Below are 11,889 nucleotides of genomic sequence, written 5' to 3' on the forward strand. Positions count from 1 at the left end.
TAGCGCAAGCGTTTTCAGGAGCAGGAACAGAGCATGAGCCAGATCATTCACCGTACCCTTCGTACCACACCCGCCGTCGCGGTGGGCGCGCAGGGGGCGTACATCACCGATCTCAGTGGTAAGCGTTATCTTGATGCCTGCGGGGGCGCGGCGGTTTCCTGCCTTGGGCATGCTCATCCTGAGGTGTTGGCCGCCATGCACCGTCAGATTGATCAACTGGCCTATGCACACACCAGCTTTTTCACCAGTGAAACCGTCGAGCAGTTGGCGGCACAGCTGACTCGCACCGCCCCTGGCGATCTGAACTATGCCTATTTTGTGTCTGGCGGCTCCGAAGCGGTAGAAACGGCACTGAAACTGGCGCGCCAGTATTTTGTCGAGATTGGACAACCCGAGCGCACTACCTTTATCGCCCGCAAGCAAAGTTATCACGGCAACACCCTCGGAGCGTTGGCAGTGGGTGGCAACGAGTGGCGTCGCCGCCAGTTTGCGCCTTTGCTGATGGATGTGGTGCGGGTATCGGCGTGCAATGAATATCGCGATCGCCGCGACGATGAAAGCCAGCAACAATATACCCAGCGTCTGTTAAATGAACTGGAAGAGGCGATCCTGACCACCGGACCGGAGAAAATCATCGGTTTCTGCGCGGAAACCGTCGTCGGTGCCACCACCGGTGCCACGCCGCCAACCCCTGGCTATTTCCTGGGTGTACGTCGTTTATGCGATAAGTACGGCATCCTGTATATCGCTGATGAAGTGATGTGCGGCATGGGGCGCACCGGCACCCTGCATGCTTTTGAGCAAGATGGCGTGATACCGGACATTGTCACCATCGCCAAAGGCTTAGGTGGCGGTTATCAGCCGATTGGTGCGGTGCTGGCGAGTGAAAAAATTGTGGCGGCATTACAGGCGGGAAGTGGCCTGTTCCAGCATGGTCATACCTACATCTGCCACGCCACGGCGGCCGCAGCGGCATTGGCGGTGCAGCAAATCATTGAGCGTGACAATCTGCTGGCGCAGGTTCAGCAACAGGGCGCTTATCTGCAACAGGCGCTGCGCGAGGTGTTGGGAGCGCTACCGCATGTGGGAGACACACGCGGACGCGGTTTGTTCGCGGGCGTGGAACTGGTGCGGGACAAAGCCAGCAAAACCCCGTTCGATCCTGCACTGAAGTTACATGCAGCGATTAAAGCGCAATGCATGGAGCGTGGCTTAATGGTATATCCGATGGGCGGTACTCTGGATGGCCAATATGGCGATCATATCCTGATCGCACCGCCGTTTATCGTCACCCGCCCGCAGCTGGATTTTGTCGTGGATACGCTGCATCAGGTGATTAGCGAAGAAACGCGCAAGCTGGTGGGGCGTTAATCATGAATCGCTTACCGCTTTTGGACGAGCAGCAATGGAGCGATGAGCAGCGCCAACTGGCTGAAGAGATCATCAACGGACCACGCGGCGCATTGTTGCCACCCTTTGAACCGCTGTTGCGTAGCCCGGAACTGATGGCCCATGCCCAGCGTATGGGAGCATATCTGCGTTATCGCAGCGCGCTGGGCCAGCGTCTGTCGGAGCTGGCGATTCTGCTTACGGCACGCCACTGGTCACAACCGGTAGAATGGGCAATTCACGCTCCTATCGCCCGGGAAAAGGGCATCTCCGCCCACGCGGTGCAGGCCATCAATGAGCAGCGCCTGCCCGACGATTTACAGGACGATGAGTGGGTGGTGTATCACATCTGCCAGCAGCTGCATCAGCAGAAAAAAGTCAATGACGACACCTGGCAGCAGGCCATCGCCCTGTGGGGTGAAAAAGGCGTAGTCGATCTGATTGGCATTAACGGTTATTACAGTTTTCTTTCTATGATTATGAATGGTGCACAGACGCCTGTTCCGGATAACGGCGAGGCGATGTGGGTGGGAGTGGTCGCGCAATGAAAACATTCAGGTTACAGGGGAGTGCTTTTGCCATTGGTCAGGCTTTGGGAGAATTTGGCCGTGAAGCCTGGCATAACAAGCTGACGCAAACCTGGCTGTGGCAAACCGTGATCGCCATGCAGGGTTCTGGGCAATGGCAGGCGATGCGTACGGCGGTTATCGCGCAGTATCCGCTGATTTGGCAGGAGCTGGAAGGCATGGCACAGGGGCTGGGTGTCCCGGTTGATGAGGTCTTTGCCTGGAACTGCCGTGGCGATTTAGTGCGTTCCACTTCGGACGGTTGTACCACCGTGACCGGGAGTAGCGCGATCGGAGAATGGATTATCGCCCACAACGAAGATGGCTTTCCGCAACTGCGTGAGGATTGTGCGCTGGTCAGCTTCACGCCGGATGAAGGGCTGGGGTTTACCAGCTTTGTCTATCCTGGCTCGATTCCCGGCCATACCTTTGCCGTTAACGAGAAGGGCATCGTCAACACAGTAAATAATATCCGTGCGCTGCACCGTCCGGCAGGTTTGCCGCGTCAGGTGCTGGCTCGTGCTGCGCTGAATGCCCGCACACTGGACGAGGCGGTGCTGGCGTTAACCACGCATACGCGTGCCGGGGCGTTCCATCATACGCTGGGGCAAATGGGTGATAGCCGCGTATTTAGCGTGGAAGCCAGCGGTTCAGGCTGTTCCGTGGTGCAGGTGACAACAGTGATGGGTCATGCCAACCACCTGATCCATCCGGTGATGAACGATGTACAGCAGGTCGTCACCGCCAGCTCTGCCTCACGCCAGTCAAGATTGAAGCTCTGGCAGGCCAACCAGTCAGAACTGGATGGGGAGGCGGCAAAAGCGATTTTGTCGGACCAGCATGATGGAGAGCTGCCGATTTACCGTTTATCACCGCACGACCCGGACGACGAAAACACCCTCGCCACGGCGGTATTTACCCTGGGGGCAAAACAAGTTGATTGGCAGGTCTTCACGTTGGATCGTCAGGTTGCGGCGTTACAGGGCTGCGTCAGTTAATGGTCAGGCTGTCATCGTGGAGATGACAGCCTGATTGAACAGGTTTACTGGCTGGTGCCGTCGGTTTTGGTATTCACCTCACCGCTACCCGTCTGGGTCTGGACTTTTTTATTCATATCCGGACATTTACCCTCTTTACACTGACTGTTTTTATGAATTTCGCTGGCAGACATATTGCTGCTGTCAGTGCTACCCGACGTTGCCGCGCTATTCACATCTGTGTTGTTAATTTTGCTGTTATCGACTTTATTCGGTGGCAGATTCTGCTTTGCGCCACCCGCAGCCGCACCGGCATCTGCCGCCTGATTGGCGGTCCCGTTATTGCTGTCAGCCGCCATTGCGGCACCGCTGCTCAGTGTCATTGCTGCCGTCAGAAAGATAATTGCAAACTTATTCATCATTATGCTCCTTTAATTAATGACAGTTGCCGTCTTAAACCCGATGGTGCAGTTTGACGAAAACAAAGCGCCTCGACGGAATATAATTCCATCGAAGATGTGTTATGTGAATTTAAGTGATGAAGATTATTTGATGCATAGTGCTTACTATTAAAAGTCTAGTGTAAAACCGCATAAATGCAAGTTTCACTTATACCCTTTCTCCGCGTGGGTAATTTACAGCGTTAGTCTGACGGGCTACAGTGGACGGGTTGCGTCCGGCGCGCGCCGGGCCAGAAATTGAATGGACTAAGTATGAATTACCAGAACGACGATTTAAGAATCAAAGAAATCAAAGAATTATTACCTCCTGTTGCGCTGTTCGAAAAATTCCCCGCGACCGATAGCGCGGCACAGACCGTCGCGAAAGCCCGCCAGGCTATTCACCGTATTCTGCATGGCGAAGATGACCGCCTGCTGGTGATCATTGGACCTTGCTCGATTCATGACACCGCGGCGGCAAAAGAGTATGCCGAACGTTTGCTGCAACTGCGTGATGAGCTGAGTGGCGAGCTGGAAGTGGTGATGCGCGTCTATTTTGAGAAACCACGTACTACCGTGGGCTGGAAAGGGCTGATCAACGATCCCTATATGGATGGCAGCTTCCAGATTAATGATGGCCTGCGTTTGGCGCGTAAACTGCTGGTGGATATTAATGATACCGGCCTGCCAGCGGCAGGCGAGTTCCTCGATATGATCACCCCGCAATACGTGGCGGACCTGATGAGCTGGGGGGCGATTGGTGCACGTACCACCGAATCGCAGGTGCACCGTGAGCTGTCTTCCGGCCTTTCCTGTCCGGTAGGTTTTAAAAACGGCACCGATGGCACCATCAAAGTGGCGATTGACGCCATCGGTGCTGCCAGCGCGCCGCACTGCTTCCTGTCGGTCACCAAGTATGGTCATTCGGCGATTGTCGAAACCAGCGGCAACGAAGATTGTCATATCATCCTGCGTGGCGGCAAAGAGCCGAACTACAGCGCCCATCATGTGGCGGCGGTGAAAACCGGGCTGGAGAAAGCGGGTCTGACACCGCAGGTGATGATCGACTTTAGCCACGCCAACAGCAGCAAACAATTCCAGCGCCAGATGGTGGTGGCGGAAGATGTTGCGCAGCAGATTGCGGGCGGTGAGCAGGGTATTACCGGCGTGATGCTGGAGAGTAACCTGGTGGAAGGCAATCAGAGCCTCGATAGCGGCGAGCCGCTGGTTTACGGCAAAAGCGTCACTGATGCCTGCATCGGCTGGGAAGATACTGACAAAGTACTGCGTCAGTTGGCTCAGGCGGTTAAACAGCGTCGCGATTAATTTCCGTAGCAGCGCGATTTATCGCGCTGATATAAAACCCGCGCGATAAATCGCGCCGCTACAGACAAAAAGGCCAGACTTGCGTCTGGCCTTCTTTTTTATTTCGCTTTACCCTGGTTTGCTACGGCGGCTGCTTTCGCAGCGATCTCGTCGGCATCACCCAGATAGTAACGTTTCAGCGGTTTGAAGTTCTCGTCGAATTCATACACCAACGGCACGCCAGTCGGGATGTTCAGTTCGAGGATTTCGTCTTCACTCAGGTTATCGAGGTATTTCACCAGCGCACGCAGTGAGTTACCGTGTGCTGCGATGATCACTTTCTCACCGCTCTTAATGCGCGGCAGAATGCTGTCGTTCCAGTAAGGGATCACGCGTTCGATGGTCAGTGCCAGGCTTTCGGTGGTCGGCAGCTGGGCATCAGTCAGTGACGCATAACGCGGGTCGTGGCCCGGGAAACGCTCATCGCTGCGATCCAGTTCCGGCGGGGTCACCGCGAAGCCGCGACGCCACTGTTTCACCTGATCGTCGCCATATTTGGCAGCGGTTTCGGCTTTGTCCAGACCCTGCAACGCACCGTAGTGACGCTCGTTAAGACGCCAGCATTTTTCTACCGGCAGCCAAGCCTGGTCCAGCTCGTCCAGTACATTCCACAGGGTGTGGATGGCACGTTTCAGCACGGAAGTGTAGGCAAAATCGAATACGAAACCTTCTTTCTTCAGCAGCTGACCGGCTGCTTTGGCTTCGGTGCGACCCTTGTCGGACAGATCCACATCGTACCATCCGGTGAAGCGGTTTTCCTGATTCCACTGGCTTTCGCCGTGGCGCACCAGAACCAGCTTAGTTACGGCCATAGCTTAACTCCTTAATGCTTGATGTATTATAGAAACCGGCGGCGGCCACCTGATGAAGCGGCTCACTGATAGCGCCATACCATAGCGGAAAACATCGCACTGCGTAAGCCTGTCAGCGACGCAGTGCGCGTTTTTCATCCGTTGGGTCAGTGCGGGGTGAGGCGATAACGCGTCACCGACTGCCAACTGTCGCCAGGTTGCAGCCAGCAATCCGGCTGTGGCCACTCGGTATGGTTGGGCGAATCCGGTAAAAATTCACTCTCTAAGGCGATGCCCTGGAAAGCAGTATAGCTTCCCTGCTCGCGGGCGCGGGTTCCCTCCAGATAGTTGCCGGAGTAGAACTGGAGCGCCGGGGCAGCGGTAAAGACGCTTAACTCCAGCTTGCCGTCGGCTGACCACAGTCGGGCGGCGGGCTGGCTGCTGTCACCTGCGGTATTCAGCAGAAACGCATGGTCATAACCTTTTACCGCTTTCTGATCGTCATCGGCGAGGAAGTCATCGGCCACGGTTTTCGGCTGGCGAAAATCGAAGCTGGTTCCCTCAACCGCTTTCAGCGGCGCATTGGGGATGCCATCACTGTCGACGGGCAGATAACGGTCTGCCAGCAGTTGTAAGCGATGCTGGCGCGCATCGCCATGATGCGCATCAAGGTTAAAGTAAGCATGATTGGTCAGGTTGACCGGGCAGGGCTTATCGGTGCTTGCTGCATAGCTGATCGACAGGCAGTTGTCGTCGTCGAGATGGTAGCGCAGGTCGGCAATCAGATTGCCGGGAAAGCCCTGATCGCCATCCGGTGAGTCGAGGCGATAATGCACTTCGGATTCGCTCTGGCCGATGATTTGCCAGCGACGTTTATCAAAGCCTTGCGGTCCACCATGCAGCTGATGCTCGCCTTGATTGGCCACCAGTGCCAGATTCAACGGTTTCAGCGTGGCGTTGGCGATACGGTTGGCATAGCGGCCCACCGTGGCCCCGAGATACGCGTCCTGATGCAGATAGTCAGAGGGTGTGGCACAGCCGAGCAACGCTTCACGCACGCTGCCATCCTGCATCGGCACGCGCGCCGACAGCCAGGTCGCACCCCAGTCCATAAACGTTACCACCATACCGTTGCGATTACGTAACACGGTTATACGCCACGGTTGTCCATCCGGTGCATGTGATTGCACATCATCTACCATTGGCCAGCTCCTTCAGAGGCTTTGCACACGTAGAAGGTTTCTTTGATACCGGTTTTGGCTTCGTACTGCTCGGCCACAGCCGCTTTCACCTGATCGACCAGATCAGTGGGCATCAACGCCACAATGCAGCCACCAAAACCGCCGCCGGTCATACGTACGCCACCGCGCGGTCCAATCACAGCTTTGACGATCTCCACCAACTGGTCAATCGGTGGCACGGTGATTTCGAAATCGTCACGCATTGAAGCATGGGACTCCGCCATCAACTTACCCATAAGTGTCAGGTCACCGGCGCTCAAGGCATCGGCGGCTTCCAGCGTGCGCGCATTCTCGGTAATCACGTGGCGTACGCGTTTGGCCACCAGGGGATCGAGCTGGGCTTCAGCGGCTTCGAATTCCGCCAGAGTGACATCACGTAGGGCGGGTTTATTGAAGAAGCGTGCACCGGTTTCGCATTGCTCACGGCGGGTGTTGTATTCACTGCCCACCAGCGTACGGCGGAAGTTAGAGTTAATGATCACCACCGCCACATTGTCAGGCATCGATACCGCGCGGGTGCTGAGGCTACGACAATCCAGCAGCATCGCGTGATCCTGCTTACCTAATGCGGAAATCAGCTGATCCATGATGCCGCAGTTGCACCCGACAAACTGGTTTTCCGCTTCCTGACCGTTCACCGCAATGGCAGCGCCATCAAGCGGCAGTTGATACAACTGCTGGAACACGGTGCCGACCGCCACTTCCAGCGACGCTGAGGAACTCAGGCCCGCGCCCTGTGGCACGTTACCACTGATCACCATATCCACGCCGCCAAAACTGGCATCGCGTTTTTGCAGATGTTTCACCACTCCACGCACATAATTGGCCCACATTGGCGCTGTTACCGGCTCAATCGGCGCATCCAGCGAGAAGCTGTCTTGTTGGTTGTCATAATCGACAGCCACCACGCGCACCTGGCGGTCATCGCGTTTGGCGCAGGCAATCACGGTTTGATAATCAATGGCGCAGGGCAGCACGAAACCATCATTATAGTCGGTGTGTTCACCAATCAGATTCACGCGACCTGGTGCCTGAATGCTGTGGCTCGGCTGATAACCAAATGTCTCGACGAACGTCTGTTGTGTAATGGATTTTAATGACATTTATTGCGCCTCGCGGAAATGGACATCGCTGACAGAACGCAGACGTTCAGCCGCCTGTTCTGCCGTTAAATCACGTTGGGTTTCGGCCAGCATTTCATAGCCAACCATAAATTTGCGTACCGTTGCCGAGCGCAGCAGCGGCGGATAGAAATGCGCATGCAGCTGCCAGTGATCGTTGGCCTCACCGTTAAAGGGCGCGCCGTGCCAACCCATTGAGTAGGGGAAGGAACACTGAAACAGATTGTCGTAACGGCTGGTCAGCAGCTTGATTGCCAGCGCCAGATCTTTGCGCTGCGCCTCAGTCAGATCGGTAATGCGTTTCACATGCGCCTTGGGTAGCAGCAGCGTTTCGAACGGCCACGCTGCCCACCAGGGCACAACGGCCAGCCAGTGGTCAGTTTCCACCACGGTCCGGCTGCCATCGTTCAGTTCACGCGCCGCGTAATCCACCAGCATCGGCGTGCCTTTTTCGGCGTAGTAGCGACGCTGGAGCTGGTCTTCCCGCTGCGCCTCGTTGGGTAAAAAGCTGTTCGCCCACACCTGACCGTGTGGATGGGGGTTGGAGCAGCCCATTGCCGCGCCTTTGTTTTCAAACACCTGTACCCACGGATAGTGCTGACCAAGATCGGCGGTTTGTTCCTGCCAGGTGCGCACGATATCTTCCAGCGCGTTGAGCGGCAGCTCTGGCAGGGTTTTGCTGTGATCCGGCGAGAAGCAGATCACCCGGCTGGTGCCGCGTGCGCTTTCGCAACGCATCAAAATATCGTCGCTTTGTGGCGCATCCGGCGTGTCAGTCATCAATGCGGCAAAGTCATTGGTGAAAACGTAAGTGCTTTTATAATCGGGATTCTTATCACCGGTGATACGGGTATTACCGGCGCAGAGGAAGCAGTCGGGATCGTGTGCCGGCAATGTTTCCAGCGCCGGAGTTTCCTGTGCGCCCTGCCACGGACGCTTGGCACGATGCGGTGAAACCAATACCCACTGATCGCTCAACGGGTTATAACGGCGATGCGGATGATCGACCGGGTTAAATTTTTCCATGTTGGATCCTGGTAAACGACAAACAGATAAAAATGGCTGCGATCAAAGTAGCATAAAGGTCAGACTGAAAGCGTGATCCAGTCTGGATAAATGGTATCGTTTACACAAGGTGACGATTCTCATTTTGTGGGGTTATCAGACGTGTTTGCCGAATATGTGGGCAATGAAATGGTAACGGTTACATTGAAGTGTGGGGCGTGATAAATCACGCCTCCGTAGGGGCGCGATTTATCGCGCGGGTTTTAACGCAGCTTTTCCTGCTGATACCCATACTCACCGCCATCCTGCGCAACAAAACTCAGGCGATGGGTGATGCACTGCGGCGCATCTTCGGCGTGGTGGGAAACAAACAGCAACTGGGTACGGCCTTCACCAATCAGCACATCCACAAAGCGGCGCACCAGCTGACGGTTAATCGGGTCCAGCCCCTGCAACGGCTCATCGAGTATCAGCAGCGCCGGATGTTTCACCAGCGCACGCGCAATCAGCACCAGGCGCTGCTGGCCCCAGGACAGGCCATGGAACGGCGCATCGGCTAACGCGTTATCCATCCCCAGCAACGCCAGCCACTGTCGCGCCAACGATTTTTGCCGATCCGACACCGCCTGATACAACCCGATGGAGTCAAAGAAGCCGGAGAGGATCACGGTACGCACATTGACGCTGACGCGGTAATCAAGGTGCAGGCTGCTGCTGACGTAACCAATATGTTGCTTGATGTCCCAGATGGTTTCTCCACTGCCACGACGGATGCCAAACAGGGTTAAATCGTTGCTGTAACCCTGTGGATGGTCGCCGGTGACCAGACTAAGCAGGGTGGATTTGCCTGCGCCATTGGGTCCGATAATCTGCCAGTGTTCGCCGGGATTCACCTGCCAGCTCAGGCCGTTGATGATCGGCTGGTCGTTATACGAGACCACCCCGTTACGCAAAATCACGCGTGGCGCATCATCTGCCAGTTGAGGAATTTGATCGGGAGCGTCGGCTTCCGGCAGCGCCATACCGGAAAGCGTTTCACTGTGCGCCAGCTGGGCGACCAGCGCTTCGGCCAGAATCGCTTTGCGTTCGCCGGTGTGAGTCAGGGTACATTCCGCCAGCACGCCAACGTGCTGCACAAAGTCAGGAATATCATCAAAGCGGTTCAGTACCAGCACCACGGTGTAGCCCTGCTGATGCAGGTCGCTCAGAATTTGCGCCAGACTGGCGCGGGAGGCCACGTCCAGGCCATCAAAAGGCTCATCGAGGATCAGCAGATCCGGCTGCGCCATCAGCGCCTGGCACAGCAGGGTTTTGCGCGTTTCGCCGGTAGAGAGATATTTGAAGCGGCGATCCATCAGGTAGCTGATGCCAAACTGCTGCGCCAGCGCCTGGCAACGCGCATCATCTTTGACGTCATCCTGAATGATCTGCGCAGCCGTGCGACCGGTGTCATCTTCGCCTTCACTGAGCATATCGGTGTTGTTGCGTTCCCACTCTTCAGTCACCAGCTTTTGCAGCTGTTCCAGCGATAAACGTGTCGGACGCTGAAAGCTATGGCTGACGCTGCCTTTGCCTGGTGGTAATTCCCCGGACAACGCGCGGGCCAGCGAGGATTTGCCGCTACCGTTAGCACCGACAAACGCCCAGCTCTCACCGCTATTGAGGGTTAAATCATTAAGGGACAGTACTCGGGTGTCGCTAAGACGAAACGTGCCTTGCGAAATTTGCAATGAAGCCATGATTTGTTCCATTTTATGCATCGTGTCACTCAGTTGTAGCGACCGCTGCCAGTGAAGTCAAATCATGGCCGGGATTTCAGAGCAGTGTGGCGATGATGGCGTGTTCCGCATTAAAACTGGCGGTGACGTCGTCGCCAGCTTGCAGATTCTGCTGTGCCACTTCGCTATTCGGCACCGTGGCGCAGAGAATTTCGCCGCCCGGCAGCGCCATCAACACTTCGCTGACCTGCTCACCCGGTTCGATAGCGGTGATCTGCACCGCCAGATGATTATCGGCATGGTGGGCGTCTCGGTTGACCTGAATCCACGGCGCTTTAATCAAAACCAGTACTTCTTTGCCATTTTCCAGTTGCAAACGCTCGGCGCTGCGTTGGGTCAGTGCCACTCGCAGACAGGTCACACCATCGCTCAGCAACACCTCAAGATGCTGCACCACTTGCTGATGGTCGCGCGCCAGCACCGTGCCGAACAATTGGTTGCGCGCACTGGTTTGTAGCGAGAAACGCGCGATGGCGGCCAGCAGGCTATCGAGTGGTAAGGTGTCGTTTTGCAGCACATCGAAGGCTTTCTGTTGGATCTGCTCCATCAACTGGAACAATTGGATCAAACGCTCGCCGTAACGTGTCAACTGCGCGCCGCCGCCGCCTTTGCCGCCGGTGGCTCGTTCCACCAGGGTCTGATCCGCCAGTCCATTCATCTCGTTGATGGCATCCCAGGCGCTCTTGTAACTGATACCCGCCAGTTTTGCCCCCTGGCTGATGGAGCCGGTCTCCTTAATCCGTTTCAGGAGTTCGATGCGGCGTGGATCGGCAAACAACTTCTGCTGTAGACGAATATGAAGAGAGAGTTCAGCTTGCATGTCAGCTCCTTAAGTTAGTGGGAGCAATTGTATGCGCTAAAGTAAAAGCACGAAAAGGGCATGGCACTTTATTCTCAAGCCGTTACAATCACTTTTTTATCATTTACGTGAGGTTTCCATGCTGGAACTGCTAAAAAGCCTGGCCGTCGCTGTCATTATGGTGCCGATTGTAATGGCCATCATGCTGGGTTTGATTTACGGCCTGGGTGAAGTCTTCAACGTCATCTCTAAATTTGGCCGTCGCGACGATCGTCCCGCCAACAGCTCACAACATTGATTCTTAAAACGCCCGCTTTCTGCGGGCGTTTTGCCCTTAACTTCCGTCAAATCCTGCCGATATAAACTTCATGACAGCATCGAAGCTAGCGTTGTAGTATTCAGTATATAACGTAACGA

Annotated in this window: 12 protein-coding genes; 5 read left to right on the forward strand and 7 right to left on the reverse strand. The window is 55.6% G+C overall.

What is annotated here, in order from left to right:
- The first annotated feature begins 33 nt into the window (after positions 1-33).
- Genes AC6I8W_RS06420 through AC6I8W_RS06430 form a run of 3 tightly spaced genes read left to right on the forward strand, consistent with a single transcriptional unit; the run spans position 34 to position 2,953 of the window.
- A complete protein-coding gene (locus AC6I8W_RS06420) occupies positions 34-1,371 on the forward strand; it encodes an aspartate aminotransferase family protein (RefSeq protein WP_497837431.1) in 1,338 nt (445 codons plus the stop codon).
- Between the two features lie 2 nt (positions 1,372-1,373).
- Entirely contained in the window at positions 1,374-1,937 is a 564-nt protein-coding gene (locus AC6I8W_RS06425) for a carboxymuconolactone decarboxylase family protein (protein ID WP_497837432.1), read from the forward strand.
- A complete protein-coding gene (locus tag AC6I8W_RS06430) occupies positions 1,934-2,953 on the forward strand; it encodes a C45 family autoproteolytic acyltransferase/hydrolase (protein WP_497837433.1) in 1,020 nt (339 codons plus the stop codon). The genes AC6I8W_RS06425 and AC6I8W_RS06430 overlap by 4 nt, the downstream gene beginning before the upstream one ends.
- Before the next feature lie 44 nt (positions 2,954-2,997).
- Here the strand turns inward: AC6I8W_RS06430 and AC6I8W_RS06435 are convergent, their stop codons facing one another.
- Positions 2,998-3,354, reverse strand: a complete 357-nt coding sequence (locus AC6I8W_RS06435; RefSeq protein ID WP_497837434.1) for a YbgS-like family protein — start codon at positions 3,352-3,354, stop codon at positions 2,998-3,000.
- 291 nt (positions 3,355-3,645) lie between these two features.
- On the opposite strand from AC6I8W_RS06435, the gene aroG reads away from it, so the two are divergent.
- Positions 3,646-4,698: a 3-deoxy-7-phosphoheptulonate synthase AroG gene (aroG, locus tag AC6I8W_RS06440; protein ID WP_497837435.1), complete on the forward strand. Its 1,053-nt coding sequence runs from the start codon at positions 3,646-3,648 to the stop codon at positions 4,696-4,698.
- A 98-nt stretch (positions 4,699-4,796) separates the two neighbouring features.
- Here the strand turns inward: aroG and gpmA are convergent, their stop codons facing one another.
- From gpmA to modE, 6 genes are all read right to left on the reverse strand, one after another.
- Positions 4,797-5,549, reverse strand: coding sequence for a 2,3-diphosphoglycerate-dependent phosphoglycerate mutase (gpmA, locus tag AC6I8W_RS06445; RefSeq protein ID WP_013508332.1), 753 nt, complete (start codon positions 5,547-5,549; stop codon positions 4,797-4,799).
- A gap of 146 nt (positions 5,550-5,695) precedes the next feature.
- On the reverse strand, positions 5,696-6,730 hold the full coding sequence (gene galM, locus AC6I8W_RS06450) for a galactose-1-epimerase (protein WP_497837436.1): 1,035 nt from the start codon (positions 6,728-6,730) through the stop codon (positions 5,696-5,698).
- Entirely contained in the window at positions 6,724-7,872 is a 1,149-nt protein-coding gene (galK, locus tag AC6I8W_RS06455; protein ID WP_497837437.1) for a galactokinase, read from the reverse strand. The genes galM and galK overlap by 7 nt, the downstream gene beginning before the upstream one ends.
- On the reverse strand, positions 7,873-8,916 hold the full coding sequence (galT, locus tag AC6I8W_RS06460) for a galactose-1-phosphate uridylyltransferase (RefSeq protein ID WP_497837438.1): 1,044 nt from the start codon (positions 8,914-8,916) through the stop codon (positions 7,873-7,875).
- 242 nt (positions 8,917-9,158) lie between these two features.
- Positions 9,159-10,634 (reverse strand): molybdate ABC transporter ATP-binding protein ModF, encoded by a 1,476-nt coding sequence (gene modF, locus AC6I8W_RS06465; protein ID WP_497837439.1) that lies wholly within the window; start codon positions 10,632-10,634, stop codon positions 9,159-9,161.
- A gap of 76 nt (positions 10,635-10,710) precedes the next feature.
- The gene (gene modE, locus AC6I8W_RS06470) at positions 10,711-11,493 is read right to left on the reverse strand and encodes a molybdenum-dependent transcriptional regulator (RefSeq protein ID WP_497837440.1); all 783 of its coding nucleotides are present in this window, start codon (positions 11,491-11,493) and stop codon (positions 10,711-10,713) included.
- Between the two features lie 118 nt (positions 11,494-11,611).
- On the opposite strand from modE, the gene AC6I8W_RS06475 reads away from it, so the two are divergent.
- Positions 11,612-11,770 (forward strand): AcrZ family multidrug efflux pump-associated protein, encoded by a 159-nt coding sequence (locus tag AC6I8W_RS06475; protein ID WP_013508338.1) that lies wholly within the window; start codon positions 11,612-11,614, stop codon positions 11,768-11,770.
- Positions 11,771-11,889 lie beyond the last annotated feature (119 nt).

Source organism: Pantoea sp. X-Soil-TKNS-1211 (genome assembly GCF_059730495.1).

Coding starts and splice junctions, on each gene's coding strand:
- AC6I8W_RS06425 (WP_497837432.1), top strand. CDS start 1,374: ATGAATCGCTTACCGCTTTTGGACGAGCAGCAATGGAGCGATGAGCAG.
- modE (WP_497837440.1), bottom strand. CDS start 11,493: ATGCAAGCTGAACTCTCTCTTCATATTCGTCTACAGCAGAAGTTGTTT.
- aroG (WP_497837435.1), top strand. CDS start 3,646: ATGAATTACCAGAACGACGATTTAAGAATCAAAGAAATCAAAGAATTA.
- gpmA (WP_013508332.1), bottom strand. CDS start 5,549: ATGGCCGTAACTAAGCTGGTTCTGGTGCGCCACGGCGAAAGCCAGTGG.
- AC6I8W_RS06420 (WP_497837431.1), top strand. CDS start 34: ATGAGCCAGATCATTCACCGTACCCTTCGTACCACACCCGCCGTCGCG.
- modF (WP_497837439.1), bottom strand. CDS start 10,634: ATGGCTTCATTGCAAATTTCGCAAGGCACGTTTCGTCTTAGCGACACC.
- AC6I8W_RS06475 (WP_013508338.1), top strand. CDS start 11,612: ATGCTGGAACTGCTAAAAAGCCTGGCCGTCGCTGTCATTATGGTGCCG.
- galT (WP_497837438.1), bottom strand. CDS start 8,916: ATGGAAAAATTTAACCCGGTCGATCATCCGCATCGCCGTTATAACCCG.
- AC6I8W_RS06430 (WP_497837433.1), top strand. CDS start 1,934: ATGAAAACATTCAGGTTACAGGGGAGTGCTTTTGCCATTGGTCAGGCT.
- galM (WP_497837436.1), bottom strand. CDS start 6,730: ATGGTAGATGATGTGCAATCACATGCACCGGATGGACAACCGTGGCGT.
- AC6I8W_RS06435 (WP_497837434.1), bottom strand. CDS start 3,354: ATGATGAATAAGTTTGCAATTATCTTTCTGACGGCAGCAATGACACTG.
- galK (WP_497837437.1), bottom strand. CDS start 7,872: ATGTCATTAAAATCCATTACACAACAGACGTTCGTCGAGACATTTGGT.